The organism is Pseudosulfitobacter pseudonitzschiae, assembly GCF_900129395.1.
Taxonomy (GTDB): domain Bacteria; phylum Pseudomonadota; class Alphaproteobacteria; order Rhodobacterales; family Rhodobacteraceae; genus Pseudosulfitobacter; species Pseudosulfitobacter pseudonitzschiae.
This window is the reverse complement of record NZ_FQVP01000003.1, coordinates 400,579-426,253: the sequence shown is the minus strand read 5'-3', so window position 1 is coordinate 426,253 and position 25,675 is coordinate 400,579. Positions and strand designations below refer to the sequence as shown.

Below are 25,675 nucleotides of genomic sequence, written 5' to 3'. Positions count from 1 at the left end.
ACGCGCAACACTTTAGGGAAACCCGTCCATGTCCAGCCCGCGCCCACCCCGCATCGCCGCCCGTGCGGTCATTGTCCACGAGGGGCGGTTGCTGCTGGTGAATGCCTTTTCCGGCAACCGCAGCCCGCTGATGTGCGCCCCCGGCGGCGGGGTCGAGGCGCATAGCAGCCTGCCCGAAAACCTTGCCCGCGAGGTGCACGAGGAAACCGGCTTGCGGGTTACCGTCGGCGCGCCGTGCCTGGTCAACGAATTCCATGACCGCAACCGCGACTTCCATCAGGTCGAGGTGTTCTTTCGCTGCACCCTGGTGGGCAGCGCCGAGACGCCCGACAGCTGGAAAGACCCCGAGGCGGTGGTGACCCGGCGCCGCTGGGTGACCCGCGCAGAGCTGGCAGATGTACCGCACAAACCGTCAAGCCTTGGGGCTGTGGCCTTTGACGATGACGCGATCAGCTATGATTCGCTGGAACCTTTGGTGCTGTGACAGCCCACGCAATCCCCCCCAGCACAAGCGCGGCGGCGACAACCATCAGCGCGCTTACCGCTTCCCCCAGGATGGCAGCCCCCGCGACAATTGCGATGATCGGCACGCTCAACTGAACAACGGCCGCCGTCGCCTGCGCCAGACGCGGCAGCACAGCATACCACAGCGCATAGCCCAGACCCGAGGTCACCGCCCCCGAGAGCACCGCCAGCCCGATCCCCACTGGGCCCGCGTGCATGTCAGGCCCGATCAGGAACAGCGCCAGCACCGGCAGGCACAGCAGGAAATTCGCCGCCGTGGCAGGAAGCGGATCGGATTCGGCCTTGCCCGAAATCGTGTAGGCGGCCCAGCCCAGCCCCGCGATCACCATCATCATCGCCCCCGCAGGGTCGGTGCGGCTGCCCGGTCCGGGCCACAGCACCAACAGCAAACCGGCAAAGGCCACGCCCGCCCCCGCCATCTGTCGTGCCGTAGGGGCAGTCCCGCGAAAGGCCCCCCAGCCAAACATCGTGATCTGAACCACCCCGAACAGGATCAGCGCGCCCAGCCCTGCATCCAGCACCACATAGGACAGCGAAAACCCGGCCATATAAGCCGCCAGCGACACCGCGCCCAGCACCCGCGCACGCCGAAACAGCGGCAGCGGTGTGCCCCGCACACTCAGCACCATGCACAGGATCACGATGCCCGCGATCACCCGGATCAACGCAAAGCTGGCGGCATCAATGCTGCCACTGCCAACAGCGGCGCGGTTCAGCACCGAATTGGCCGCGAACGCCGTCATTGTAAGGGCAGTGAGAAGCGCAAGTTTCATTCTGGTGTCCGTTTATCCAAAGGCTTTCGGATACTTCAAAGCGACCGCAGGCACATCCGCGCCCGGTCCCGCGATCATCGTGTGTTCCAGCGGATAGGGCGAGTTCAGCCGCTGTGCGCGCGCCAGGGAAAACCCGGCCCGCTCGTAAAACGACACCTGCCCCAGCACGACAACATAAGTCTCGCTCAGCCGTGCCCATTCGGCCAGCATCCCGATCATCCGTCGCCCCAGCCCATGGCGTTGACGGTCCGGCGAAACGGCAACAGGGGCCAGGCACAGCCAACCCTTTGGTGCGATCATGTGCGACAATGCGTAATAGCCCGCAATGCGCCCATCCCAGGTGGCCACGCTTTCGCCCGCCATTGCACCGGCCCTGCGCAGCGCGTGCACCAGCTCTGCCTCGTCCGGACCGTCAAAGGCGCTGCGCAACAGCGCATCAACCGCATCCTCTTCTCCCCGCCGCATTTCGCGGGAGAAATCCGGTCCGATCAGCATCGTCTGCCCTCCTGAATGGCACATGAAAAAAGGGGCCGCCCGCAGGCAGCCCCTTCTTATAGAACAAAGCGTTCGGTGAGGAACGGCAGATTACATCATGCCGCCCATGCCGCCCATGCCGCCCATATCGGGCATGCCGCCGCCGCCGTTGTCTTTCGACGGCTTGTCGGCAACCATGGCTTCGGTGGTGATCAGCAAAGCTGCAACCGATGCCGCGTCTTGCAGTGCGGTGCGCACCACTTTGGCAGGGTCGATCACGCCGAACTTGAACATATCGCCATATTCTTCGGTCTGCGCGTTGAAACCGAATGTCAGGTCGCTGCTTTCACGGATCTTGCCCGCAACAACTGCGCCGTCGACGCCAGCGTTCTCAGCAATCTGACGCAGCGGTGCTTCCACGGCCTTGCGCACGATGCTGATACCAACGTCTTGGTCGTTGTTGTCGCCTTTGAACCCTTCCAGCACTTTGCCGGCTTGGACCAGGGCAACACCACCACCCACAACGATACCTTCCTGAACAGCGGCACGTGTCGCGTTCAGAGCATCGTCAACGCGGTCTTTGCGTTCTTTGACTTCGATTTCCGACATGCCGCCCACGCGGATCACGGCAACACCGCCTGCCAGTTTGGCAACGCGTTCTTGCAGTTTTTCACGGTCGTAATCGGATGTGGTTTCTTCGATCTGGTTACGGATCTGGGCAACACGTGCTTCGATCTCGGCCTTCTCGCCTGCGCCATCAACAACGGTGGTCTCGTCCTTGGTGATCGAAACTTTCTTGGCCGAACCCAGCATGTCCATGGTAACGGACTCCAGCTTCATGCCCAGATCTTCCGAGATCACCTGACCGCCGGTCAGGATCGCAAGGTCTTGCAGCATCGCTTTGCGGCGATCGCCGAAACCGGGTGCTTTGACCGCAGCAATTTTCAGACCGCCACGCAGTTTGTTGACAACCAGTGTCGCCAGCGCTTCGCCTTCGACGTCTTCCGCGATGATCAGCAGGGGTTTTTGCGACTGGATCACTTGCTCCAGCAGCGGAACCATCGGCTGAAGGCTCGACAGTTTTTTCTCGTGCAGCAGGATGATCACGTCTTCCAGCTCGACAGTCATCTTGTCGGCGTTGGTGACGAAATAGGGGCTCAGGTAGCCACGGTCGAACTGCATACCTTCGACAACAACGGTTTCTGTTTCCAGACCCTTGTTTTCTTCGACGGTGATCACACCTTCGTTGCCGACTTTTTGCATCGCGTCGGCAATCTGACGACCGATTTCTTTTTCGCCGTTGGCCGAGATGGTGCCAACCTGGGCAACTTCGTCGCTGTCGGTCACGTCACGTGCCGCGGCCTTGATCGCTTCGACGACTTTGGCTGTCGCCATGTCGATGCCGCGCTTCAGGTCCATCGGGTTCATGCCGGCGGCAACCGATTTCATGCCTTCGCGCACGATAGCCTGGGCCAGAACTGTGGCGGTTGTTGTACCGTCGCCAGCTTCGTCATTGGTCCGGGAAGCAACTTCCTTGACCATTTGTGCGCCCATGTTCTCGAACTTGTCTTCCAGTTCGATTTCCTTGGCAACCGACACACCGTCCTTGGTGATGCGCGGTGCGCCAAAGGATTTGTCCAGAACAACGTTACGGCCTTTGGGGCCCAGTGTAACCTTGACGGCGTCAGCAAGGATGTTGACACCTTTCAGGATCTTGTTGCGCGCTTCGCTGTCAAATTTGACGTCCTTAGCAGCCATGATTTTTCTCCTTTGAGAATGTGTGGGTCAATGAGGGTCAGAGCAGGCGTGGCGCTTACTCGATGATCCCCATGATGTCCGATTCTTTCATCATCAGCAGTTCTTCGCCTGCGACGGTGACTTCGGTGCCCGACCATTTGCCGAACAGGATTTTGTCGCCTGGCTTGACGGCCATCTCGATCAGCTCGCCGTTGTCTTTGCGGGCGCCCGCGCCAACCGAAACAACTTCGCCTTCCGAGGGCTTTTCCTTCGCGCTATCGGGAATAATCAACCCGCCAGCAGTTTTCTCTTCGCTTTCCGTGCGGCGAACCAGCACGCGGTCATGAAGCGGTTTCAATGCCATCTTTGCAGCTCCTTAAGGCTCAAAGTTACTCCCTTGCAGGGCACCTCGGCGCCCCGTGTTAGCACTCAGCTCGTCCGAGTGATAACGACGCATAGCTAGGGATGTGCGGCTGGGCTGTCAACAGGTGTGTTTGCAATTTTTGCGCAGCTTTTTCAGGGTCGCCCCTTTGCCTTTGCCGCGCGGGCACATAGCGTGGCCGGACACTGACCGAAAGGCCCCTGACCGATGCTACGCACCCTTCTTTTCATGTCCGCCCTGCTGCTGCCACAGCTGGCATTTGCCACCTGCAACGGCACCGATCTGCGCGCCCGTCTGGCTGCGGACCAGACCACAGAACTGGACGCGCTGATGCGCGACATGCCCTACCCAGATGGGAACCATTGGGTCGCACACAAGGGGGACCAGACGATTCATCTGATCGGTACGATCCATGTGGCCGATCCCCGCCTGCCAGCGGTGGCCGACGCGCTGGCACCCGTGATCGCATCAGCCGACGCGCTGTTGGTCGAGGCAACCGAGGTGGAAGAAGAACAGTTGAAAGACGCGATGGCCACCCGCCCCGAGCTGATCTCGCTCACATCAGGCCCCACACTGATCGACATGATGCCGCCCGAGGATTGGGACAAGCTGGCCCACGCAGCGTCCGAACGGGGCATTCCGCCGTTCATGGCTGCAAAATTTCAACCGTGGTATCTGTCGCTGGTGCTGGGAATGCCGCCCTGCGTGCTGACGTCCATGCAAGACGGCGGCGAAGGTCTGGACAAGGCGCTGTTGCACATCGCACAGGATAACGACGTGCCCGCCACGGCGCTGGAACCCTTCGACACCCTCTTTACACTGATGGGTCAGGACCCGTTGGAGGAGCAGGTCGCGCTGCTGAGCCTTGGCGTGATGTCCGTACAGCAGTCCGAAGACATGACCGCCACGCTGATCGAGCAATACTTTGACGAAGATCATGGCGCGATCCTGCCGCTGAACCGCGTGGTGGCCCGCAGTTGGATGAACCTGCCCGATGCCGAATTCGACGCGCTTTTTGACGATATGCTGGACAAACTGATCACCCAACGCAACGCCAACTGGTTGCCCAAGATCACCGCCAGCCAAGGTGTCACCGTCGTCGCCGTCGGCGCGGGCCATCTGGGTGGCACGCACGGATTGCTGAACCTGCTCGCGGACGAAGGTTACACCCTGCGTCGCCAGCCGTTCTAGCGGCCCAGCGCAGCCCCCGCCGCCATCACCGCCTCGGCCCCCTTGGGGGTCAGGCCATAGACACCCTTGTCGACCTTCTCGAACCAGCCGTAGTGATCATCACGCATCATCGTCGTGGCCCGCGCGACACCCGTCTCGCGCGCCACATCCGCGCCCTTGCAGGCCCCTGCCTCATATAAATACAGCGCCAGCTTCACCGCATCCTGACGATAGGCCGTGACCAGCCCCACCCGCGTCTGCCCGCCATCGTTCGGATCGCCTTGTCGGCGCGCAAACTCGCGCAGCAACTGGCCCTGACGTTTCTTCGACTTGCGGGGCGCATATGGCCCGGGATCGCAATGCACCTCGACCAGCCCGTCGCTGATCCGCACCGTCAGCAACCCCAGCCCCAGCCGCCGCGCCAGCGTGATCATCTCTTTCAGCGCGCGCTGAAACCGCTTCCCCTGCCCGCGCGCCACGGCCATGTAAACGTCATTCGACACCGCCAGCCGCGCCACGCACTGATGCACCAGCGTCAGCGAAAACCCCAGCTTCAGCTCGACCACCACCGGCGGCTCTCCCCCGCGCACCGCGACCACATCGGCGGCGCCCACTTCGGCCTTCACCACATAGCCCTGCCCCTCCAGAAAGGCTTTGACGGGCAAATACAGATCGGTTTCACGCGGCGCACTCATGACCGCCAGATAACACCATTTCCGAACCCGCCCCAAGCCGCTAATGTCCGTCCATGACCCGCGATGAATTCAACGCGCACTGCGCCGCCAAACCCGCCGCCACCCATGTCGTGCAGTGGGGCAATTCCGATGTCTGGAAAGTCGGCGGTAAGGTGTTCGCCATCTGCGGCTGGGCCGAGGACACGCCCGGCTTTACGTTCAAGGTCACGGATATGGCCTTTGAAATCCTCAGCGACATGCCCGGCCTGCGCCCTGCCCCCTACCTGGCCTCGCGCGGGCTGAAATGGATACAACAGCACGGAACACCCGGCCTGAACGACGTAGAACTGGCACAGCATATCGATGCCTCTTACGACATGATCGCGGCCAAACTGCCCCGCAAGACCCGCGCCGAACTGGGCCTCTAGCGCCCGCCCCTTTCTATCAGACACCGTCCGCGCAAGCGGGCCATAAACCTGCACCCCGAAACGGCCAAAATACCGCAGGTGACAAGCCGCAACAGCCCCCCTATAAGGCCCGCAAAACCGCAATCAGACTTAGGATGTCCCATGACAACGCTCGTATTTGGCCACAAATCCCCCGACACCGACAGCACCGGCAGCCCGATCATCTGGGCATGGTATCTGAAAACCGTGCACGGCGTCGACGCCAAGCCGGTCCTGCTGGGCGAGCCGAACACCGAAGCGGCGTTCATGCTGAAACGCTGGAACCTCGACAAACCCGAGATCGTCAGCACCGTGGCCGACGGCACACCCGTTGTCATCGTCGACACCAACAACCCCGCCGAGCTGCCCGATAACATCAACAACTGCGATATCAAGGCGATCATCGACCACCACAAGCTGGTGGGCGGCCTGGAAACAGCCGGCCCGATCCACATCGTGATGGAGCCGCTGGCCTGCACCGCGACCATCATGTTCAAGTCGATCGGCAAGCACATGGCGCAGATGCCCGACGACATCAAAGGTGCGATGCTGTCGTGCATCCTGTCCGACACACTGGAATTCCGCAGCCCGACCACCACCGACGAAGACAAGGCGATTGCCCATGATCTGGCCAAACAGCTGGGCATCGACATTCCGTCCTACGCGTCTGAAATGTTCGAAGCCAAATCCGACGTGTCGTCCTTCTCGGATGCGGAACTGCTGCGCATGGACAGCAAGGAATACACCGTTGCGGGCAAAGACTTCCGCGTCAGCGTGCTGGAAACCACAGCGCCCAAGATCGTGCTGGACCGCAAGGACAGCCTGATGGCGTCGATGACAGACGTGGCCGCCGAAGACGGGGCCGACCAGGTGCTGCTGTTCGTTGTCGACATCCTGAACGAAGAAGCGACGTTGCTGGTGCCCAACGACCTGGTGAAAACCGTGGCCGAGAAAAGCTTTGGCGCAACCGTCACAGGCGACACCGTGGTCCTGCCCGGCGTGATGAGCCGCAAAAAGCAGATCATTCCGAACCTCAAGGTCTGAGGCGATCCGCGACTTTGCGCGCGGATGACATATATTAGGGGCAGCGCCCCGGTTCAGGCGGGCGCTTTGCCCGCCTTTTTCTTGCCCGCGCCTTGCCGGGGCCACCCCGCCCTTGCACCCCGCCTGCGTTTCATACTCTAAGCGTGACAACACACCGACCAAAGGACCGCCCCATGACCCAGATCATCACCGCACTTGCCGAAATCTCGGATCGCTATGACGCGCTGTTCGTCGATCTGTGGGGCTGCGTCCACAACGGCGTCACCGCCTTCCCCGATGCCGTGGCCGCCTTGCAGGCCTACCGCAAGACCGGCGGCACCGTGGTTCTGGTCACCAACGCCCCCCGCCCCCGCGCCAGCGTCACCACGCAGATCGCCAAGATGGGCGTGCCCGACGACGCATGGGACACGATCGCCACATCCGGCGACAGCGCCCGCACCGCAATGTATCGCGGCGCCGTGGGGCAAAAGGTGTTCTTCATCGGTGAAGAGCGTGACACCAATTTCTTCGACCCCATCGGCGTGGTCGATGAGCCGGTCGATATCCAGATCGTGCCGCTGGAAGAAGCCGAAGGCATCGTCTGCACCGGCCCCTTCGATCCGCTGGCCGATGTCGACGAGCTGCGCCCGCAATTGCTGTACGCCAAGCAAAAGGGCCTGAAACTGCTCTGCGCCAACCCCGACATCGTCGTGGACCGTGGCGATGTGCGCGAATGGTGCGCGGGGGCGGTGGCCAAGCTTTACACCGAGATGGGCGGCGAAAGCATCTATACCGGCAAGCCGCATCCGCCGATCTACGACCTTGCGCGCCTGCGTCTGGGCGAGATCAACCGCAAGACCGACAGCGGCGCGATTCTGGCAATTGGCGATGGTGTGCTGACCGACATTCAGGGCGCACAGGGCGAGGACATTGATTCCCTCTTCATCTCCGGCGGTCTGGCGGCGGAAGAAACCAAAACCGACACCCAGCCCGATGCAGACGCGCTGCAAACCTATCTGGATCGCGAAATGGTCAACCCGACCTACACGATCGGCTTTTTGCGCTGACAAATTTCCCCTTGGCTTTTCTGCGCGCGCAAAGTAATAATGTTGCGAATGGCGATGCCATTGCGTCAGAAAATAACCGGAGCCGGGAATGTTGGACAACCTGCCACGCGGAACGATCTGCATCGAAGACATCGAAATGGGCATGACCCGTCACCTGCGCAAAGTGGTGACGGACGAGGACATCGAAATGTTCGCCCAAGTCAGCACCGACCGCAATCCGGTCCATTTGGACGATGACTATGCCCGCGACACGATCTTCGAGGGGCGCATCGCCCACGGGATGCTGACCGCCGGTCTGATCTCTGCCGTGATCGGTGAACAGCTGCCCGGTCACGGCACCGTCTACATGGGCCAAAGCCTGAAATTCCTGGCGCCTGTGCGCCCCGGCGACATGGTCTATGCCGAGGTCAAGGTGATCGACATCGACATCGCCAAACGCCGCGTGAAACTGGACTGCCATTGCAGTGTGGACGGTAAGAAAGTGCTGATCGGCGAGGCCTCGGTGCTGGCGCCCTCGCGCAAATTCGACTGACAGCCCCCCGCCCCGCGCCATTTGCGACGCGAAAGGGCGGGACGTGTCTTGCCTCTGCCCATGGGCGCAGCTAGGCATTGCGCATGCGGATCATACGAGATTACCAATTTGTCGAGGCAGCGGATCGCGGCGCCTCTGTTGCCATCGGAAACTTTGACGGTGTGCATCTGGGCCACCGTTCAGTGATCGAACTGGCGCGGACCGCGGTTCCCGACACGCCGCTGGGCGTGCTGACGTTCGAACCGCACCCCCGCGAGTTCTTTGCGCCAAAGGCTCCACCCTTCCGCCTGATGGGCGCCGAGGCGCGGGCGTCGCAGCTTGCCAAGCTGGGCGTTGAACGGCTGTACCAACTGAACTTCAACGCCCAACTGGCCGGGCTGACACCCGAAGCCTTTGCCCGCTCGGTCATCGCCGAGGGCCTGGGCCTGCGCCATGTGGTCGTCGGTGCCGACTTCTGCTTTGGCAAGGGACGCGCGGGCACCGCGAAAGACCTGCAAGCCTTTGGCGAGGATCTGGGCTTTGGCGTGACCATCGCCCCCCTGCTGGAATCCAGCGAAGCGACCGTGTCCTCGACCGCCATCCGCAAGGCGTTGTCCGACGCGCGCCCCCGTGACGCCGCTGCGATGCTGGGCCACTGGCACCGCATCGAAGGACCCGTGATCGGCGGCGAACAACGTGGCCGCGAGCTGGGCTATCCCACGGCAAACATGTCCATCGACGGCCTGCACCCGCCCGCCTTTGGCGTCTATGCCGTGCTGGTCGACGTGTTGGAAGGCCCGCACAAGGGCCGCTACCAGGGGGCTGCCTCGCTGGGCGTGCGCCCGATGTTCGGCGAAAACCGCGCCAACCTTGAAACTTTCATCTTCGACTTTTCCGGCGACCTGTACGGCGCGCATGTCTCGGTCGCGCTGGTCGACCACCTGCGCGGCGAAGAGAAATTCGACAGCCTCGATGCGCTGATCACCCAGATGGACGCCGACTGCGCCCGCGCGCGCACCATATTGGCCGCGCTATGAGCGGCGCGAAACTGGGGCATAAATTCTGGGAACGCAAAACGCTGGACCAGATGACCGCCCCCGAATGGGAAGCCCTGTGTGACGGCTGCGGCAAATGCTGTCTGAACAAGCTGGAAGACGAAGACACCGGCGAAGTGGCCCTGACCCGCATTGCCTGCCGCCTGCTGGACGACGCGACCTGTCGCTGTGTGCACTACGAAAACCGCCACCAGTTCGTGCCCGATTGCATTGTGCTGAAACCCTCCAATCTGGACACCCACGCCTATTGGATGCCGCAGACCTGTGCCTATCGCCTGCTCTGGGAAGGCAAGCCGCTGCCCGACTGGCATCCATTGCTGTCCGGCACGTCACAATCTGTACATGATGCGGGCGTCAGCGTACAAAACAGGACACTCAGCGAATTCGACATTCCCGAGGAAGACTGGGAAGAGCACATAATCGAGGAACCCACCTAGATGTTTTTTGCCTCTGACAATGCCGGTCCCGTCCACCCGCAAGTGATGAACCGCATGATGCAGGACAACACGGGCCACGCCATGCCCTATGGCAACGATCCGGTGATGGACGAGGTCAGACAGGCCATCCGCCGCACGTTCGAGGCCCCCGAAGCCGAAGTCTTTCTGGTCGCCACAGGCACCGCCGCCAACGCGCTGGCGCTGGCCTGCTACACCCAACCCTTCGACACCGTCTTTTGCAGCAACGTCGCCCACATCCACGAGGACGAATGCAACGCCCCCGAGTTCTACGCAGGCGGTGCCAAGCTGACGCTGGTCCCCGGCGGCGACAAGATGACCCCCAAGGCGCTGCACGCCACCATCGCGGGCGAAGAGGTGCGCGGCGTGCATGGACCACAGCGCGGCCCCGTCAGCATCACCCAGGTGACCGAACGCGGCGAGGTCTATACGCTGGACGAACTGCGCGCCCTGACCGCCGTGGCCCGCGAATTCGACCTGCCCGTCCATCTGGACGGCGCGCGCTTTGCCAATGCCATCAACACGCTGGACTGCACCCCCGCCGAAATGACGTGGAAATCGGGCGTCGACATCCTCAGCTTTGGCGGCACCAAGAACGGCTGCATGGGCGTCGAGGCCGTTGTGCTGTTCGACCCCGACAAAGCGTGGGAATTCGAGCTGCGCCGCAAACGCGGGGCGCACCTGTTCTCGAAACACCGCTATCTGTCGTCCCAAATGGCCGCCTACCTGGATGGCGACCTGTGGATGGAAACCGCAGCCGCCGCCAATGCCCACGCCCAGCGACTGGCCGCCGGCCTGCGCGACAAGGGGGCCGAGTTCCTGCACCAGCCCGACGCCAACATGATCTTTGCCGCCTTCCCGCGCGCCGCCCACAAACGGCTGCACGCTGCAGGGGCAAAGTATTATATCTGGGAGGGCACGCTGGAAGGCGACGACCCCGACGAGATGATCGCGGCCCGGCTGGTCTGTGACTGGTCGATCTCGGATGCGCAAATCGACCAATTTCTAAGCTACCTTTAAACCGCGTCCAGAAACCGGCGGATTTCGGTGGCGACCTTCTTGGGATGGGTGATCGGAGCCATGTGCCCCGCGCCCTCCAGCACCACCCGCTCGGCTTGTGGAATACGGCGTTGAATGGCGCTGTTGGCCGCGGCGATGGTGCCGTCGGATTGATCGCCTTCGATCAGCAGCACGGGGCATTTGATCACATCCAGCGCGCCGGGTTTCAGCAGCCCGATGCTGTCGCGCTGCACTGCGGGGGCTGATCCTGCAACGAACTCGATGCGGTCGGCCATATACTGGCGGGTCTGCTCGGGGATCTGATCCCACGGTACACCGTTGCCCCAGTTGCGGTTGAACGACCGCGCCGCCTGCATCTTGTCACCCGCCTGCATTGCCGCATCGAATTCCAGATTGCGCTGGCGGTATTCCTCGACCTTGGCCGGATCATCCGCCGCGACAAAGGCAAAGGCCACCGGCTCGATCAACGTCAGGCTGCGCACCCGCGCGGGCGCCTCGGCGGCCAGCCGCAGGGCCACGATCGCGCCAAAGCTGTGGCCGATCACGTCCATAGGCTCGGACAGCATGTCATGGCCCCACGCGGTCACCAGATCATGCAGGTCGCCGGTGCCGTCCCAGTCGGGCGACTTGCCATGGCTGGGCATGTCATAGGCGTTGATCGTCAGCCCCGCGCCCATGGCATCGGCCAGCCCGCGCCACGCGCCCGAATGGGCCAGCGTGCAGTGGATCGCAAGGACCTGTCGGGGGCCCTTGCCATAGCGTCTTGAGTGATACCGCATGCCTATAGCTTGCCTGCCAGATGCATATCCAGATCGTCCAGCCGGTCCTGCCCCCAGAACCGGTTGTCGCCCTCGCAGATGTAGAAAGGCGCGCCAAAGACACCGCGATTGGCGGCCTCTTCCAGATTGGCGGCATAGGTTTCGGCCCCCTGTAACAACCCGCTGTCCGCCAGCGACGGCGAGAATCCCGCCTCTTGCAGACAGGCGCGCACCACCTCGTCCTGCGCGATGTCTTTCTCTTCGGCCCAAACCGCGCGCAGGACCGCATGCACCAGCTTGCCCAGATCGCCGCCACCTGCGTGAATCGCCGCGATGATCGCATAAGAGGCCGGCGCGCCATTGGTGGGCCAATGGGCGGGCTTCAGGTTGAACGGCATGTCCAGTTTCTTGGCCTGCCGCACCAGTTCCTGTGCGCGATATTCCTGGCGGCTGGGATGGCGGTCCTTGGGGGGTGTGCCACCGGTACGACCGAACAGGGCCACCACATCTGTGGGCTTGTAATTGATCGTAGCGCCGTGTTTGGCCGCGATCTCTTCCAGCCGTGTGCCCGCCAGGTAGGTATATGGCGACAGCACGGAAAAAAAATAGTCGATCTGGTGCATGTTCTTCTCCGATAGGGGGGTGTCCCGCTTTGCCGGACCGTAAGGCCATGCTAAGCGGTGTCAACGTCACGATTCTGTCACAAGCGCCTTGGGGGGCCACAAGACATGCCACACGTTCAGGAACCCAAGCTGATCGCCGGAAACGCCAACCAGCCACTCGCACAGGCCATCGCACGCAGAATGTCGATGCACCGGGGCAAGAAAATGGGATTGGTTGACGCCCGGGTCGAACGGTTCAACGACGGGGAAATCTTTGTCGAGGTTTTCGAAAACGTGCGCGGCGAGGACATGTATATCATCCAGCCGACCTCGAACCCTGCCAACGATAACCTGATGGAACTGCTGATCATGTGTGACGCGCTGCGCCGGTCCTCGGCTGCGCGCATCACTGCCGTGATCCCCTATTTCGGCTATGCCCGCCAGGACCGCCGGACCAAGGCCCGCACGCCGATCAGCTCAAAGCTGGTGGCGAACATGCTGGTCAGCGCCGGTGTCGAACGGGTCCTGACAATGGACCTGCATGCCGCACAGATCCAGGGCTTTTTCGACATCCCCGTCGACAACCTTTATGCCTCTCCGATCTTCGCACTGGATATTGCAAATCAGTTCCGCGACCGTATGGGCGACCTGATGATCGTCTCGCCTGACGTGGGCGGCGTGGCCCGTGCCCGCGAACTGGCCAAACGTCTGAACGCGCCCCTGTCCATCGTCGACAAACGCCGCGAGAAACCCGGCGAGATTGCCGAGATGACCGTGATTGGTGACGTGAAGGACAAGGTTGCCCTGATCGTCGATGACATGTGCGACACCGCCGGCACCCTGTGCAAAGCCGCCGAAGTGCTGATGGAAAACGGCGCCAAAGAGGTGCACAGCTATATCAGTCACGGTGTGATGAGCGGACCCGCGGTCGAGCGTGTGACAAATTCGGTGATGAAATCGCTGGTGATCACCGACACGATCGCGCCGACCAAGGCGATCCTTGATGCGCCGAACATCCGTGTCGTGCCCACCGCCCCGATCTTTGCGCAGGCCATCCTGAACATCTGGAACGGCACTTCGGTGAGTTCCTTGTTCGAACAGGACACGCTGGGCCCGATCTATGACGGCATGTACGCGGCCGAATAACCCGCGCCTCAGTACAGGTCCCAGTCCTCGGGGTTTGCGACCTCTCCGATGGCCGTCCAACTGACCCGCACCCGCGCCACGCGGGTGTCGCCCCATGTGCGAAACACCAGGTCAAAGCCGTCCTCGGTGATCGTTTCGGTCGAAACATCGGCCCGGATCACCGTCGTGGCATCCATATCCCACAGGCTGATCGCGGCCTGAATCGCAGGTGGACTGCGATAGCGTTCCGAGAATGAAATCCGCCGACGCCGCTCGCGCTGGCCGCGTCCTGTCCACATTTCGCCACCGTCCTCGAAATCCGAGAACAGCACAGGGTCGCCCTGCTCGATGCCGATCATGTAGTTGCGAAGTTTCTTCATCATTTGGCCTTGTCTGCGCGAAACATGTCCGCGCTGCGCCCGGATCTTCCCAGAGTTGCAGATTGCACAAGAATATGGCCGAAATGCAAGAAGGCCCCGAAATTTTCGGGGCCTTTTCAGTGATTTGGCGTTAACGATTACAGGCTGGGCTGTTTGGTGCTCAGACCGATTTCGCTGCCCATGGCGACCATGTCGCCCAACAGCTTGGCCGCGTCATCGACGGGGCCCGGTTCGTTTTGCCAGTTGTCCTTGGCCGTCTTGTACATATTTTCGGCCTCTTGGTACATCTCGTCGAGATGCTCCTGCGTCATGTCGCTCCGCGGCACAGCGCGTTCAGCCAAAACGGTGACGCCCTCTGCGTTGATCTCGGCAAAGCCGCCGGTGACAACGTATTCCGCGGACTTGCCGTCTGCCTCGACCTTCAACAGGCCGGGACGCAGCGTGGTGATGGTGGGCGCGTGCCCTGCCATCACGGTCAGATCCCCATCGGCGCCGGGGATCGAAACCGAGGTCGCGGCGTGCGAGGCAAGGCTGCGCTCGGGCGAAACCAGATCGAATTGCATATCTGCCACTTGTGTTCCCCTTGGATCAGGCACCTCCCCCGGACAGCATTAGCTGCCGCCCGGGATCGGTGATTGGGATTTAGGCCGCGTCAGCTGCCATTTTTTCGGCTTTGGCGATCACTTCGTCGATGCCGCCAACCATGTAGAAGGCACCTTCGGGCAGGTGATCGTATTCACCGGCCACAACCGCCTTGAACGAGGCGATGGTGTCTTCCAGAGGAACCTGCACACCGTCCGAGCCGGTGAACACTTTCGCAACGTCGAAAGGCTGCGACAGGAAGCGTTCGATTTTGCGCGCACGGGCCACGGCCAGTTTGTCTTCTTCCGACAGTTCGTCCATGCCCAGAATCGCGATGATGTCTTGCAGCGACTTGTAGCGTTGCAGAACCTGCTGCACGTCGGTTGCGACCTTGTAGTGTTCGTCACCGATGATCAGCGGGTCCAGCAGACGCGAGGTCGAGCCCAGCGGGTCCACAGCAGGATAGATGCCTTTTTCCGAGATCGAGCGGTCCAGAACGGTTGTCGCGTCGAGGTGGGCAAAGGATGTCGCAGGCGCGGGGTCGGTCAAGTCGTCCGCGGGAACGTACACGGCCTGAACCGATGTGATCGAACCGTTCTTGGTCGACGAGATGCGTTCCTGCATGGCGCCCATGTCGGTCGCCAGTGTCGGCTGATAGCCCACCGCCGAAGGAATACGACCCAGCAGAGCCGACACTTCCGAACCCGCCTGGGTAAAGCGGAAGATGTTGTCGACGAAGAACAGAACGTCCGAACCTGTGTCGTCACGGAACTGTTCGGCCAGCGACAGGCCGGTCAGGGCGATCCGCATACGCGCACCGGGAGGCTCGTTCATCTGGCCGTAGACCAGCGCAATTTTCGATTCCGGCAGGTTGTCGGGAACGATAACGCCGGATTCGATCATTTCGTAATACAGGTCGTTGCCTTCACGGGTCCGCTCGCCAACACCGGCGAACACGGACACGCCCGAGTGCACTTTTGCGATGTTGTTGATCAGTTCCATGATCAGAACGGTTTTGCCAACGCCGGCACCGCCGAACAGACCGATTTTACCACCCTTGGTGTAGGGTGCCAGCAGGTCGATAACCTTGATGCCTGTGGTCAGGATCTCGGTCGCTGTCGACTGTTGGTCGAAGGCAGGCGCTTCGCCGTGGATCGAACGTGTTTCTGTCGCGTCAACGGGGCCTTTTTCGTCAACGGGTTCGCCGGTGACGTTCAGGATGCGGCCCAATGTGCCGGGACCGACGGGCACCTGGATGGGCGCACCGGTGTCGGTCACGGGCGCGCCGCGCACCAGACCTTCGGTGGCGTCCATCGCAATGGTACGCACGGTGTTTTCGCCAAGGTGCTGGGCAACTTCCAGAACCAGCGGGCGGCCGTTGTTTTCCGTTGTCAGAGCGTTCAGGATCTCTGGCAGGTTGTCGTCAAAGTGGACGTCGACGACGGCCCCGATGACCTGGGTGATTTTTCCGACTGCATTTGCCATGTCGTATTACTCCGGTTTGTCTTAGAGCGCCTCGGCGCCCGAAATGATTTCAATCAGCTCGTTGGTGATCACGGCCTGACGCGAACGGTTGTACTGAATGGTCAGCTTTTCGATCATGTCGCCTGCGTTGCGGGTGGCGTTGTCCATAGCGGACATCCGTGCGCCCTGTTCGGACGCCCCGTTTTCCAGCAGAGCCGAGAAGATCGCCGTTGCAATCGCACGCGGCAGCAAGTCGGCCAGAACGGCCTCTTCGCTGGGCTCGTAATCATAGACGGTCGAACCATCGACATCGGCAGCCGCCTCGGCAGGCACCTCGAACGGGATGATCTGTTGCGCTGTGGGTGTCTGGCTCACAACGTTCACGAACTTCGCGTAGAAGATCGTGGCAACATCAAACTCGCCTGCGTCAAAGCGGCCAAGGATGTCCTTGGCGATGCCTTGGGCGTCGGGATAGCTGACACGCTTGACCTCGGTCAGGTCCACGTGACCGACAAAGCGCGATCCAAGATCGCGTTTCATGGCGTCACGGCCTTTTTTGCCAACGGTCAGGATTTTGACGGTCTTGCCCGCCGCTTCCAGTTCCGCTGCCTTGGCCTTGGCCTTTTTCGAGATGTTCGCGTTGAAACCACCGCACAGGCCACGTTCCGCGGTCATGACGACCAACAGGTGGGTCTGGTCACTGCCCGTGCCGCTCAGCAGCTTGGGCGCGTTGTCAGATCCGCCAACGGAACCCGCCAGCCCTGCCATCACGGCATTGAACCGCTCTGTATAGGGCCGCGACTGTTCGGCAGCTTCCTGGGCGCGGCGAAGTTTCGCCGCGGCCACCATTTGCATGGCTTTTGTGATCTTCCGAGTGTTCTTCACACTCTGGATCCGGTTTTTAAGGTCCTTGAGACTTGGCATTGCCTTATCTCTCCTTAAGCGAAGTCAGTTGCGAAAGTATCCAAAGCTGCACGCAGCTTGTCTGCGGCATCGCCCTTGATCTTGGGATCTTCGTTTGTGATCCAGTCCAGAACGTCCTGATGCTTGGAGCGCATGTGCGCCAGCAAGCCAGCTTCCCAGCGGCCGACGTCCTTGACCGCAACCTTGTCCAGGTAGCCGTTGGTGCCTGCGAAGATGACGCAGACGATTTCGGCGTTGGTCAGGGGCGAATACTGCGGCTGTTTCATCAGCTCGGTCAGACGCGCGCCACGGTTCAGCAGCGCCTGTGTCGACGCATCAAGGTCGGAACCGAACTGCGCAAAGGCCGCCATTTCGCGGTACTGGGCCAGCGACAGTTTCACCGGGCCTGCAACGCTGGACATCGCGCTGGTTTGCGCCGACGAGCCAACGCGCGACACCGACAGACCGGTGTTCACGGCAGGACGGATACCTTGGTAGAACAATTCGGTTTCCAGGAATATCTGGCCGTCGGTGATCGAAATCACGTTGGTCGGAATAAACGCGGAAACGTCGCCACCTTGGGTTTCGATGATCGGCAGAGCGGTCAGCGAGCCCGAACCGTTGTCTTCGTTCAGCTTGGCCGAACGTTCCAGCAGGCGCGAGTGCAGATAGAAAACGTCACCGGGGTAAGCTTCACGACCGGGCGGGCGGCGCAGCAGCAGCGACATCTGGCGATAGGAGACCGCTTGTTTGGAAAGGTCATCATAGATGATCAGCGCGTGACGGCCGTTGTCGCGGTAGAATTCCGCCATGGCTGTCGCGGTGTAGGGTGCCAGGTACTGCATCGGCGCGGGGTCCGACGCGGTGGCGGCAACCACTGTGGTGTATTCGATGGCGCCGCTCTCTTCGAGCTTTTTCACCAGCTGGGCAACGGTCGAACGCTTTTGACCGATGGCAACATAGATGCAGTACAGCTTCTTGCTTTCATCGTCGCCTGCGGCGTCGTTGTAGGATTTCTGGTTCAGGATCGCGTCCAGGGCCACGGCGGTTTTGCCGGTCTGACGGTCACCAATGATCAGCTCACGCTGGCCACGGCCGATCGGGATCATCGCGTCGACCGATTTCAGACCGGTTGCCATCGGTTCGTGAACCGATTTACGCGGGATGATGCCCGGCGCCTTGACGTCTGCCACGCGACGCTCTTTGGCGTTCAGCGGGCCTTTGCCGTCCAGCGGGTTGCCCAGACCGTCCAGAACGCGGCCCAGCAGTTCGTCGCCAACCGGAACGTCCACGATCGAGTTGGTGCGTTTGACAACGTCACCTTCTTTGATGTCACGGTCAGAGCCGAAGATCACGACGCCGACGTTGTCGCTTTCCAGGTTCAGGGCCATGCCCTGAATACCACCGGGGAATTCGACCATCTCGCCGGCCTGAACCTTGTCCAGACCATAAACACGGGCGATACCGTCACCGACGCTCAGAACGCGGCCGACTTCGGCGACTTCTGCTTCTTGACCAAAATTCTTGATCTGGTCTTTCAGGATCGCAGAAATTTCTGCTGCTTGGATACCCATTTATCCGACCTCTTTCATTACGTTCTGGAGGGAATTGAGCTTGGAGCGGATCGACGTGTCGATCATCTTCGAGCCCACTTTTACGACAAGACCGCCGATGAGGCTTTCATCAACGGTCGCATGAATAGTCACGGTTTTGCCCATCGACGCGGTCAGCGTCTTGGCCAGTTTGTCAGACTGCGTCTTGGTCAGCGCCTTGGCCGAGGTAACTTCGGCGGTCACTTCGCCTTTGTCTTCGGCGATCAGGTCGCGCAGGGTCTGAACCAGTTGCGGCAGCACGAACAGACGACGCTTTTGCGCCATCAGTGCCAGCGTGTTGGACATCACGCCCGACAGTTTCATCTTTTTCGCCAGTGCCGTCACGGCCGCGCCTTGCTGGTCGCGGGTGTAGATCGGCGAATGGATCATGGCATTGAAGTCGCCCGACTCTGCCATTGCGTCTTGCAAGGCGGCAATATCGGTCTCAATGGCTTTTACGTCATTGGCCTCTTTGGCCAAGTCGTAGACGGCAGTCGCATATCTTTTGGCGATGCCTGTGGAGATCGAAGCTGGTTCGGACACGTCCACCCTTCCAATGTCTGGCCCCGGTCTTCGACACGTCAGTGCCGATAGAACGAGGGAGTTGGCGCGGGCTGATGGGCATCAATCCGCTGAAATCAGGGGGGATGTATCAGACCCCCGCGCACCCCGCAACTGTCGTCAGCACCCTGCGGAAAAGGGCGTTATTATTTAATTTCAGCGCCTTACACCAAGTGCGACGCTTTGGACCGCCGAATTTGTTAAAAAACTCTTCCGATCCAACGCCGCGAATGAGCGATTCCTGCGCATTCACCACATTTTTACCACGCGTTGCGACAGGGTGCAGCCCCGCGCTTTCGATTGCCTCAACGCCCCGCGAACATCTGCTCGGGAAAGGGCTGCCTCGCCGCCCGTGCTAGTGGTCAAAGCCCGGATTGGTCCGCTTCAGCTTGCGCATCAGCCCCGGCCAGATCAGGTTGTCGCCATACCCCGGCGTGAAAGCGCCCCCGGCTTGCGCCTGCACGGTGTCGGCCATGGCCTGATCTTCCTCGTGCAGGTTCTCTGTGCCCGCGGCCTGCGCAAAGATCTGCGTCTTGCAGGCGTTTTCCAGAAAATACATCCGCAGGAAGGCAATCGCGCAGTTCGGCCCCAGCGTCAGCGTGCCGTGGTTGCGCAGCATCAGCAGCGACTTGTCGCCCAGATCGTTGACGATGCGTTCCCGCTCGTCCAGCTCCAGCGCGATGCCTTCGTAGTCGTGATAGGCCAGATCGTTGTTCACGATCATCGAAAACTGCGTATAACGCCGCAGCCCGCCGTTCTGCACCGACACGGCCACACCGTAAGGCGTATGCACATGGATCACGCATCCCGCATCATGGCGCGCCGCGTGGATGGCCGAGTGGATGGTAAAACCCGCCGGGTTGATGTTGTAAGGCGTGTCCTGGCAGATGTTCCCCTCAAGGTCGATCTTGACCAGCGACGACGCCGTCATTTCATCGAACATCACGCCGTAAGGGTTGATGAGAAACCGCTCGGCCCCGTCCTCGTCCGGCAGGCGCGCCGAGATGTGGGTGAACACCAGATCGGTCCAGCCGTGCATCGCGCACAGACGGTAGGTGGCGGCCAGTTGGCACCGCAGCGCCCACTCCTCCTCCGAGACTTTGCCCTTTAGCGACGGCATGTCCATCGGATCAGGCATGTCCTTGATGTCCATGGCCGTCGGCATCGCAGTGGCGGCATCTTTCATTGGTGTCTCCTCCCAGAGTGGCGTATCATGGCGCGCAGTGTAGACAGTTCATCCCCACATGGGAAATGACGCGGCGTCCCTTCCGGACGTGTCGGCGCAAAGAGGCTCACCCGCGCCGAGTGGGGCGGCTGCACCCCGTCAGGATGGTTCGCGCGAGCGCCCTACAACAGGCTCGGTCAGCCCTTCCAGAACGCTCACACGCTTGCGGGCGCGGCTGGGCGTGCCTTTGGGTGGGTAAACCAGCTTGGACGCCTCGACCATGAAGGCGCCGCCCGCGATCATGCCGGGCATGGCGCGGCCTATGCCCTCGAACATGGCTGCGGACTTCATCCATAGGCGTCGGCCTGATGGAAACTGGTAGAGTGCACCGACATGGCGTTCGGGCAGAAACTGGTGTTTGCGCAATTGGGTTTCCAACTGCGAGGCCGAGTAGGGTCGTCCGTAGCCGAACGGTGTGCGGTCACGTCGCGACCACAGCCCAGCGCGGTTGGGTACGATAAACAACGCCTTGCCCCCCGGCCCCAGCACCCGCCAGCATTCTTCCAGCAAATCCTGTGGCCGGTCCGAGGTTTCCAGCCCGTGCATCACCACAAGCTTGTCTACATGGCCCGTCTCGATCGGCCACATCGTCTCTTCGATCAGCGCCGACACGTTATGCTGACCGGCGGGCCAGGGCATCACCCCCTGCGGTCCGGGCATCAGGGCCATCACCCGGCGGGCGTCCTGCAGATAGGGGCGCAGCAGCGGCACCGCGAACCCGTAACCCGCAACCGTCTGGCCCTTGGCCTCGGGCCACAATTGCAGCATCCGCCCGCGCAGCGATTTCTGCGCCGCGCGCCCCAGCGCACTGCGATAATAGAAATTGCGCAAGTCCTGTACGTCGAGGTGCATTGCAGCCCTTCATCGGATCGGCCAAGCTGGCCTTTGACACGATCCTATCAACCGTGAAGGAAATGACCATGCCCCTTGAACTCGTCACTGTGCCCTGCCTTGAAGACAACTATGCCTTTCTGGTCCACGACGCGGACAGCGGCGAAACCGCGGTGATCGACGTGCCCGAGGCGGGACCGATCAAGGATGCGCTGGCCGCGCGCGGCTGGACGCTGAGCCATGTGCTGCTGACGCACCACCATTGGGATCACGTCGACGGGCTGCCCGACCTGCTGGCGGACCATCCCGCCAAGGTCATAGGGGCCGCAGCCGATGCGCACCGCCTGCCCCCGCTGGATCTGGCCGTGGCAGAGGGCGACAGCTTTACCGTGGGCAGCGATCCCATCGAGGTTCTGGACGTCAGCGGCCATACCGTCGGTCACATCGCCTTTCACGCGCCGGCGTCCAAGCTGGTGTTCACCGCCGACAGCCTGATGGCGTTGGGCTGTGGCCGCCTGTTCGAAGGCACGCCCGCGCAGATGCTGGAGAGCATGACCAAGCTTGCCGCCCTGCCCGGCGACACCACCGTGTGCTCAGGACACGAATACACCACCACCAATGCAAAATTCGCAGCCACGGTTGATCCGGAAAACGCGGCACTTATATCTCGTACACAGGACATCGCGGACAAACGCGCCGCCGGGATGCCCACCGTGCCCTCCAAGCTTCAGCTTGAACTGGACACAAATCCGTTTCTGCGCGCCTCAGACCCTGCCATCGCCCGCACTCTGGACATGACAGGCGCAACGCCACTGGACGTTTTTACCGAAGTCCGCGCACGCCGCGACCGGTTCTGACGGTCCCACCCGCAACAATCGACAGCAATTCCTTCATGTTTGTCACTTTTGTGACTGGTTTATGAAAGAAAACCCTTGAAGCCAGCCGTCGATCAACCAAACTCTAACAGTATGAGGCCATGGTTGGCAGTGGGCACCCAAATGCCCTCACCGACCCAGATCAGAAGGAGCACGAGCGTGCCTTCATTCTCGACAACATTGGAAAAAGCAATCCATTCCGCGCTGGCGCTGGCAAACGAGCGCCGCCACGAATTCGCGACGCTGGAGCATTTGCTGCTGGCGTTGGTCGACGAGCCGGATGCCAAGCGTGTGATGCAAGCGTGCAGCGTCGACGTTGACGAACTGCGCACCACGCTGAACGAATTTGTCGACGAGGATCTGTCGAACCTCGTGACCGACATCGACGGCAGCGAAGCGGTGCCCACAGCGGCGTTCCAGCGCGTCATTCAACGCGCGGCGATCCACGTGCAATCGTCGGGCCGCACCGAGGTGACGGGCGCCAACGTGCTGGTCGCGATCTTTGCCGAACGCGAAAGCAACGCGGCCTATTTCCTGCAGGAGCAGGACATGACCCGCTATGACGCTGTCAACTTTATCGCCCATGGCGTTGCCAAGGACCCCGCCTTTGGCGAGCCGCGACCCGTCTCGGGCGCACCTGAGCATGAGGAAGAGCCGCAAGGCGTGACCGAAGGCGAGAAAAAGGATTCGGCGCTTGAAAAATATTGTGTCGACCTGAACGCCAAATCGCGCGAGGGCGACATCGACCCGCTGATCGGCCGCGACAGCGAAGTGGAACGCTGCATTCAGGTTCTGTGCCGTCGGCGCAAGAACAACCCGCTGCTGGTGGGTGACCCCGGCGTTGGCAAGACCGCCATCGCCGAAGGTCTGGCGCGCAAGATCGTATCGGGCGAAACGCCTGAAGTTCTGGCCAAAACCACGATCTATTCGCTGGATATGGGCGCATTGCTGGCAGGCACCCGCTATCGCGGTGATTTCGAGGAACGGCTGAAAGCGGTCGTGACCGAGCTGGAAGCGCATAAGGATGCGGTTCTGTTCATCGACGAGATTCACACCGTGATCGGTGCCGGTGCCACGTCGGGCGGTGCCATGGACGCGTCCAACCTGCTGAAGCCTGCGCTTCAGGGGGGCAAATTGCGCACCATGGGATCAACCACCTACAAGGAATTCCGCCAGCATTTCGAAAAGGACCGCGCCCTGTCGCGCCGGTTCCAGAAAATCGACGTCAGCGAACCGTCGGTCGAGGATGCGGTGAAAATCCTGCGCGGGCTGAAACCCTATTTCGAGGATCACCACTCGGTGAAATACACCTCGGATGCGATCAAGACTTCGGTGGAGCTCGCCAGCCGGTACATCAACGACCGCAAACTGCCCGACAGCGCCATCGACGTCATCGACGAGGCCGGTGCCGCGCAGCATCTGGTGGTCGCCAACAAACGGCGCAAGACCATCGGGACCAAGGAAATCGAGGCCGTGGTGGCCAAGATCGCCCGCATTCCGCCGAAAAACGTGTCGAAAGACGACGCCGCCGTGCTGAAAGACCTCGAAGGTTCGCTGAAGCGGGTGGTTTTTGGCCAGGACACCGCAATCGAGGCGCTGGCCTCGGCAATCAAGCTGTCGCGGGCTGGCCTGCGCGAGCCGGAGAAGCCCATCGGCAACTACCTGTTCGCGGGGCCAACCGGCGTGGGCAAGACCGAGGTGGCCAAACAGCTGGCGGATACGTTGGGTGTGGAACTGCTGAGGTTCGATATGTCGGAATACATGGAGAAACACGCGGTCAGCCGTCTGATCGGCGCGCCTCCGGGCTATGTCGGTTTCGATCAGGGCGGTCTGCTGACCGACGGGATCGACCAGCACCCGCATTGCGTTCTGCTGCTGGACGAGATGGAAAAGGCGCACCCGGATGTCTACAACATCCTGTTGCAGGTCATGGACCATGGCCGCCTGACCGACCACAACGGGCGCACGGTGGACTTCCGCAATGTGGTGCTGATCATGACATCGAACGCCGGTGCGGCGGAACAGGCCAAGGAAGCGATCGGCTTTGGCCGTGACCGCCGCGAGGGTGAGGACACCGCCGCCATTGAGCGGACCTTTACGCCGGAATTCCGCAACCGTCTGGACGCGGTGATCAGCTTTGCGCCGCTGCCCAAGGCCGTGATCCTGCAGGTGGTCGAAAAGTTCGTGCTGCAACTCGAAGCACAACTGATGGACCGTGGCGTGACCATCGAACTGACACGTCCCGCCGCCGAATGGCTGGCCGACAAGGGTTACGACAGCAAGATGGGCGCGCGTCCCTTGGGCCGCGTGATCCAGGAGTACATCAAGAAGCCGCTGGCCGAGGAACTGCTCTTTGGCAAGCTGGCCAAGGGTGGTGTGGTCAAGGTCGGCATGAAAAACGGTGTGCTGGACCTCAAGGTCGAAGGGCCGGAAAACCGGCGCATCTCGGGCAACAAGCCGCCCCTGCTGACGGCTGAATGATCCGCGCGGTTTGCACCGCCTTCACACTCACGCTCGCCGCAGGGATGCCTGCGGCGGGCGATCCTGTTTTGACCCCGCCGATTGACTGTGATCTGGGACGTGACTGCTTTATCCAGCAATATGTCGATCACGACCCCGGACCGGGCGCATCGGATTACCTGTGTGCACCGCTCAGCTATGACGAGCATACGGGCACCGATTTCGGCCTGCCCACGCTGCAACAGATGCAGGCGGGCGTGAACGTGCTGGCCAGCGCCCCCGGCACCGTCAAAGGTGCGCGTGACGGCATGGTCGACCGCGCCTATTCCGCGGCCAATGCCGAACAGGTCACGGGCCGCGAATGCGGCAACGGCGTGGTGATCGACCACGGCGAGGGCTGGGAAACCCAATATTGCCACATGAAAAAGGGCAGCATCACGGTCCGCTCGGGCGACACGGTTCAGCGCGGCGCCGTGCTGGGTCAGGTCGGCATCAGCGGCCGCGCGCAGTTTCCCCACGTCCACCTGAGCGTCCGGCACAACGGCGAAACCATCGACCCCTTTGATCCCGACGGCGATATCATTTGCGACGCGCCGGACAGCAATACGTTGTGGCGCGCCCCACCCGCCTACCGCGCTGGTGGCATCCTTGACGTGGGCTTTTCCGACGGCATTCCGGCCTATGACGATGTCAAATCAGGCCGCGCGGCCAAAGCGGCCCTGCCCGCGGACGCACCTGCGCTGGTGGTGTACGGATATGCTTTTGGCGGCCAGTTGGGCGACAAGATACGCGTTGTCCTGACCGGTCCGACGGGCAATGTTCTGGATCAAACCGAAACACTGGAAAAAGGTCAGGCGCAGTTCTTCCGCGCGGTTGGCAAGCGTCTGAAAGGTGCTGCATGGCCTGCCGGCTCCTATGCGGGGACTGTCACACTGATCCGTGACGGCCGCCAGATCGACACCCGCCGCGCAGAGATCACGCTGCGCTGACGCGTCCTTCATCTTG

The 25,675-nt window shown here is 61.6% G+C and carries 28 protein-coding genes; 13 read left to right on the top strand and 15 right to left on the bottom strand.

Going from position 1 to position 25,675, the window contains the following annotated elements:
• Positions 1-28 precede the first annotated feature (28 nt).
• Positions 29-484 carry an NUDIX domain-containing protein gene (locus BUC08_RS10240; RefSeq protein WP_037924129.1) on the top strand — a complete coding sequence of 152 codons (456 nt, stop codon included), beginning with the start codon at positions 29-31 and terminating at the stop codon, positions 482-484.
• Here BUC08_RS10240 and BUC08_RS10235 read toward each other — a convergent pair.
• The 4 genes from BUC08_RS10235 to BUC08_RS10220 form a co-directional block, all read right to left on the bottom strand.
• Positions 450-1,298, bottom strand: coding sequence for a DMT family transporter (locus tag BUC08_RS10235; RefSeq protein ID WP_037924131.1), 849 nt, complete (start codon positions 1,296-1,298; stop codon positions 450-452). The genes BUC08_RS10240 and BUC08_RS10235 overlap by 35 nt on opposite strands.
• Before the next feature lie 12 nt (positions 1,299-1,310).
• Positions 1,311-1,793, bottom strand: coding sequence for a GNAT family N-acetyltransferase (locus BUC08_RS10230; RefSeq protein ID WP_051694126.1), 483 nt, complete (start codon positions 1,791-1,793; stop codon positions 1,311-1,313).
• A gap of 90 nt (positions 1,794-1,883) precedes the next feature.
• Positions 1,884-3,530 carry a chaperonin GroEL gene (gene groL, locus BUC08_RS10225; protein ID WP_028958560.1) on the bottom strand — a complete coding sequence of 549 codons (1,647 nt, stop codon included), beginning with the start codon at positions 3,528-3,530 and terminating at the stop codon, positions 1,884-1,886.
• 55 nt (positions 3,531-3,585) lie between these two features.
• Positions 3,586-3,873 carry a co-chaperone GroES gene (locus BUC08_RS10220; protein ID WP_028958561.1) on the bottom strand — a complete coding sequence of 96 codons (288 nt, stop codon included), beginning with the start codon at positions 3,871-3,873 and terminating at the stop codon, positions 3,586-3,588.
• 225 nt (positions 3,874-4,098) lie between these two features.
• Here BUC08_RS10220 and BUC08_RS10215 point away from each other — a divergent pair, with 225 nt between their 5' ends.
• On the top strand, positions 4,099-5,082 hold the full coding sequence (locus tag BUC08_RS10215) for a TraB/GumN family protein (RefSeq protein ID WP_037924134.1): 984 nt from the start codon (positions 4,099-4,101) through the stop codon (positions 5,080-5,082).
• Here the strand turns inward: BUC08_RS10215 and BUC08_RS10210 are convergent.
• Positions 5,079-5,756, bottom strand: a complete 678-nt coding sequence (locus BUC08_RS10210; protein WP_037924137.1) for a DUF2161 domain-containing phosphodiesterase — start codon at positions 5,754-5,756, stop codon at positions 5,079-5,081. The genes BUC08_RS10215 and BUC08_RS10210 overlap by 4 nt on opposite strands.
• Positions 5,757-5,809: 53 nt before the next feature.
• Between BUC08_RS10210 and BUC08_RS10205 the strand changes: the two genes are divergently transcribed.
• The 7 genes from BUC08_RS10205 (at position 5,810) to BUC08_RS10175 (ending at position 11,312) form a co-directional block, all read left to right on the top strand.
• Positions 5,810-6,163, top strand: coding sequence for an MmcQ/YjbR family DNA-binding protein (locus BUC08_RS10205; RefSeq protein ID WP_037924140.1), 354 nt, complete (start codon positions 5,810-5,812; stop codon positions 6,161-6,163).
• Positions 6,164-6,304: 141 nt separating this feature from the next.
• Complete coding sequence (locus tag BUC08_RS10200) at positions 6,305-7,225, top strand: manganese-dependent inorganic pyrophosphatase (RefSeq protein ID WP_037924142.1); 921 nt, start codon at positions 6,305-6,307, stop codon at positions 7,223-7,225.
• A gap of 173 nt (positions 7,226-7,398) precedes the next feature.
• Entirely contained in the window at positions 7,399-8,271 is an 873-nt protein-coding gene (locus BUC08_RS10195; RefSeq protein WP_037924144.1) for a TIGR01459 family HAD-type hydrolase, read from the top strand.
• An 88-nt stretch (positions 8,272-8,359) separates the two neighbouring features.
• Positions 8,360-8,803: a MaoC family dehydratase gene (locus tag BUC08_RS10190; protein ID WP_028958567.1), complete on the top strand. Its 444-nt coding sequence runs from the start codon at positions 8,360-8,362 to the stop codon at positions 8,801-8,803.
• A gap of 83 nt (positions 8,804-8,886) precedes the next feature.
• Positions 8,887-9,819, top strand: coding sequence for a bifunctional riboflavin kinase/FAD synthetase (locus tag BUC08_RS10185; RefSeq protein ID WP_037924146.1), 933 nt, complete (start codon positions 8,887-8,889; stop codon positions 9,817-9,819).
• Positions 9,816-10,274: a YcgN family cysteine cluster protein gene (locus BUC08_RS10180; protein WP_037924149.1), complete on the top strand. Its 459-nt coding sequence runs from the start codon at positions 9,816-9,818 to the stop codon at positions 10,272-10,274. The genes BUC08_RS10185 and BUC08_RS10180 overlap by 4 nt, the downstream gene beginning before the upstream one ends.
• On the top strand, positions 10,275-11,312 hold the full coding sequence (locus BUC08_RS10175; protein ID WP_037924154.1) for a threonine aldolase family protein: 1,038 nt from the start codon (positions 10,275-10,277) through the stop codon (positions 11,310-11,312).
• Here the strand turns inward: BUC08_RS10175 and BUC08_RS10170 are convergent.
• Both BUC08_RS10170 and BUC08_RS10165 read right to left on the bottom strand, forming a co-directional pair.
• Positions 11,309-12,091 carry an alpha/beta fold hydrolase gene (locus tag BUC08_RS10170; RefSeq protein ID WP_037924157.1) on the bottom strand — a complete coding sequence of 261 codons (783 nt, stop codon included), beginning with the start codon at positions 12,089-12,091 and terminating at the stop codon, positions 11,309-11,311. The two genes, BUC08_RS10175 and BUC08_RS10170, sit on opposite strands and share 4 nt — an antisense overlap.
• A 2-nt stretch (positions 12,092-12,093) precedes the next feature.
• On the bottom strand, positions 12,094-12,693 hold the full coding sequence (locus tag BUC08_RS10165) for a 2-hydroxychromene-2-carboxylate isomerase (RefSeq protein WP_037924160.1): 600 nt from the start codon (positions 12,691-12,693) through the stop codon (positions 12,094-12,096).
• A gap of 105 nt (positions 12,694-12,798) precedes the next feature.
• Between BUC08_RS10165 and BUC08_RS10160 the strand changes: the two genes are divergently transcribed.
• Entirely contained in the window at positions 12,799-13,818 is a 1,020-nt protein-coding gene (locus BUC08_RS10160) for a ribose-phosphate pyrophosphokinase (protein WP_028958573.1), read from the top strand.
• An 8-nt stretch (positions 13,819-13,826) separates the two neighbouring features.
• On the opposite strand, the gene BUC08_RS10155 is transcribed toward BUC08_RS10160, so the two are convergent.
• From BUC08_RS10155 to BUC08_RS10120, 8 genes are all read right to left on the bottom strand, one after another.
• Entirely contained in the window at positions 13,827-14,177 is a 351-nt protein-coding gene (locus tag BUC08_RS10155) for an H-type lectin domain-containing protein (RefSeq protein WP_037924164.1), read from the bottom strand.
• Between the two features lie 137 nt (positions 14,178-14,314).
• On the bottom strand, positions 14,315-14,749 hold the full coding sequence (locus BUC08_RS10150) for a F0F1 ATP synthase subunit epsilon (RefSeq protein WP_037924166.1): 435 nt from the start codon (positions 14,747-14,749) through the stop codon (positions 14,315-14,317).
• Positions 14,750-14,819: 70 nt separating this feature from the next.
• Complete coding sequence (gene atpD / locus BUC08_RS10145; protein WP_037924168.1) at positions 14,820-16,244, bottom strand: F0F1 ATP synthase subunit beta; 1,425 nt, start codon at positions 16,242-16,244, stop codon at positions 14,820-14,822.
• Between the two features lie 21 nt (positions 16,245-16,265).
• Positions 16,266-17,147 (bottom strand): F0F1 ATP synthase subunit gamma, encoded by an 882-nt coding sequence (locus tag BUC08_RS10140; protein ID WP_037924171.1) that lies wholly within the window; start codon positions 17,145-17,147, stop codon positions 16,266-16,268.
• Between the two features lie 14 nt (positions 17,148-17,161).
• The gene (atpA, locus tag BUC08_RS10135; protein WP_037924174.1) at positions 17,162-18,700 is read right to left on the bottom strand and encodes a F0F1 ATP synthase subunit alpha; all 1,539 of its coding nucleotides are present in this window, start codon (positions 18,698-18,700) and stop codon (positions 17,162-17,164) included.
• Positions 18,701-19,261: a F0F1 ATP synthase subunit delta gene (locus BUC08_RS10130; RefSeq protein WP_081855354.1), complete on the bottom strand. Its 561-nt coding sequence runs from the start codon at positions 19,259-19,261 to the stop codon at positions 18,701-18,703.
• A 373-nt stretch (positions 19,262-19,634) separates the two neighbouring features.
• Positions 19,635-20,465, bottom strand: coding sequence for a class II aldolase/adducin family protein (locus BUC08_RS10125; RefSeq protein WP_081855344.1), 831 nt, complete (start codon positions 20,463-20,465; stop codon positions 19,635-19,637).
• Between the two features lie 138 nt (positions 20,466-20,603).
• Complete coding sequence (locus tag BUC08_RS10120; RefSeq protein WP_037924180.1) at positions 20,604-21,356, bottom strand: methyltransferase domain-containing protein; 753 nt, start codon at positions 21,354-21,356, stop codon at positions 20,604-20,606.
• Between the two features lie 68 nt (positions 21,357-21,424).
• Here BUC08_RS10120 and gloB point away from each other — a divergent pair, with 68 nt between their 5' ends.
• From gloB to BUC08_RS10105, 3 genes are all read left to right on the top strand, one after another.
• On the top strand, positions 21,425-22,192 hold the full coding sequence (gloB, locus tag BUC08_RS10115; RefSeq protein WP_174861639.1) for a hydroxyacylglutathione hydrolase: 768 nt from the start codon (positions 21,425-21,427) through the stop codon (positions 22,190-22,192).
• Positions 22,193-22,369: 177 nt separating this feature from the next.
• Positions 22,370-24,691 (top strand): ATP-dependent Clp protease ATP-binding subunit ClpA, encoded by a 2,322-nt coding sequence (gene clpA / locus BUC08_RS10110; protein WP_037924181.1) that lies wholly within the window; start codon positions 22,370-22,372, stop codon positions 24,689-24,691.
• The gene (locus tag BUC08_RS10105) at positions 24,688-25,659 is read left to right on the top strand and encodes a M23 family metallopeptidase (protein WP_037924183.1); all 972 of its coding nucleotides are present in this window, start codon (positions 24,688-24,690) and stop codon (positions 25,657-25,659) included. The genes clpA and BUC08_RS10105 overlap by 4 nt, the downstream gene beginning before the upstream one ends.
• Positions 25,660-25,675: the final 16 nt, after the last annotated feature.

What these genes read in the sequence shown, in the direction of transcription:
- BUC08_RS10240 (WP_037924129.1), top strand. Translation starts at nt 29, where the DNA reads ATGTCCAGCCCGCGCCCACCCCGCATCGCCGCCCGTGCGGTCATTGTC.
- BUC08_RS10235 (WP_037924131.1), bottom strand. Translation starts at nt 1,298, where the DNA reads ATGAAACTTGCGCTTCTCACTGCCCTTACAATGACGGCGTTCGCGGCC.
- BUC08_RS10230 (WP_051694126.1), bottom strand. Translation starts at nt 1,793, where the DNA reads ATGCTGATCGGACCGGATTTCTCCCGCGAAATGCGGCGGGGAGAAGAG.
- groL (WP_028958560.1), bottom strand. Translation starts at nt 3,530, where the DNA reads ATGGCTGCTAAGGACGTCAAATTTGACAGCGAAGCGCGCAACAAGATC.
- BUC08_RS10220 (WP_028958561.1), bottom strand. Translation starts at nt 3,873, where the DNA reads ATGGCATTGAAACCGCTTCATGACCGCGTGCTGGTTCGCCGCACGGAA.
- BUC08_RS10215 (WP_037924134.1), top strand. Translation starts at nt 4,099, where the DNA reads ATGCTACGCACCCTTCTTTTCATGTCCGCCCTGCTGCTGCCACAGCTG.
- BUC08_RS10210 (WP_037924137.1), bottom strand. Translation starts at nt 5,756, where the DNA reads ATGAGTGCGCCGCGTGAAACCGATCTGTATTTGCCCGTCAAAGCCTTT.
- BUC08_RS10205 (WP_037924140.1), top strand. Translation starts at nt 5,810, where the DNA reads ATGACCCGCGATGAATTCAACGCGCACTGCGCCGCCAAACCCGCCGCC.
- BUC08_RS10200 (WP_037924142.1), top strand. Translation starts at nt 6,305, where the DNA reads ATGACAACGCTCGTATTTGGCCACAAATCCCCCGACACCGACAGCACC.
- BUC08_RS10195 (WP_037924144.1), top strand. Translation starts at nt 7,399, where the DNA reads ATGACCCAGATCATCACCGCACTTGCCGAAATCTCGGATCGCTATGAC.
- BUC08_RS10190 (WP_028958567.1), top strand. Translation starts at nt 8,360, where the DNA reads ATGTTGGACAACCTGCCACGCGGAACGATCTGCATCGAAGACATCGAA.
- BUC08_RS10185 (WP_037924146.1), top strand. Translation starts at nt 8,887, where the DNA reads ATGCGGATCATACGAGATTACCAATTTGTCGAGGCAGCGGATCGCGGC.
- BUC08_RS10180 (WP_037924149.1), top strand. Translation starts at nt 9,816, where the DNA reads ATGAGCGGCGCGAAACTGGGGCATAAATTCTGGGAACGCAAAACGCTG.
- BUC08_RS10175 (WP_037924154.1), top strand. Translation starts at nt 10,275, where the DNA reads ATGTTTTTTGCCTCTGACAATGCCGGTCCCGTCCACCCGCAAGTGATG.
- BUC08_RS10170 (WP_037924157.1), bottom strand. Translation starts at nt 12,091, where the DNA reads ATGCGGTATCACTCAAGACGCTATGGCAAGGGCCCCCGACAGGTCCTT.
- BUC08_RS10165 (WP_037924160.1), bottom strand. Translation starts at nt 12,693, where the DNA reads ATGCACCAGATCGACTATTTTTTTTCCGTGCTGTCGCCATATACCTAC.
- BUC08_RS10160 (WP_028958573.1), top strand. Translation starts at nt 12,799, where the DNA reads ATGCCACACGTTCAGGAACCCAAGCTGATCGCCGGAAACGCCAACCAG.
- BUC08_RS10155 (WP_037924164.1), bottom strand. Translation starts at nt 14,177, where the DNA reads ATGAAGAAACTTCGCAACTACATGATCGGCATCGAGCAGGGCGACCCT.
- atpD (WP_037924168.1), bottom strand. Translation starts at nt 16,244, where the DNA reads ATGGCAAATGCAGTCGGAAAAATCACCCAGGTCATCGGGGCCGTCGTC.
- BUC08_RS10140 (WP_037924171.1), bottom strand. Translation starts at nt 17,147, where the DNA reads ATGCCAAGTCTCAAGGACCTTAAAAACCGGATCCAGAGTGTGAAGAAC.
- atpA (WP_037924174.1), bottom strand. Translation starts at nt 18,700, where the DNA reads ATGGGTATCCAAGCAGCAGAAATTTCTGCGATCCTGAAAGACCAGATC.
- BUC08_RS10125 (WP_081855344.1), bottom strand. Translation starts at nt 20,465, where the DNA reads ATGAAAGATGCCGCCACTGCGATGCCGACGGCCATGGACATCAAGGAC.
- BUC08_RS10120 (WP_037924180.1), bottom strand. Translation starts at nt 21,356, where the DNA reads ATGCACCTCGACGTACAGGACTTGCGCAATTTCTATTATCGCAGTGCG.
- gloB (WP_174861639.1), top strand. Translation starts at nt 21,425, where the DNA reads ATGCCCCTTGAACTCGTCACTGTGCCCTGCCTTGAAGACAACTATGCC.
- BUC08_RS10105 (WP_037924183.1), top strand. Translation starts at nt 24,688, where the DNA reads ATGATCCGCGCGGTTTGCACCGCCTTCACACTCACGCTCGCCGCAGGG.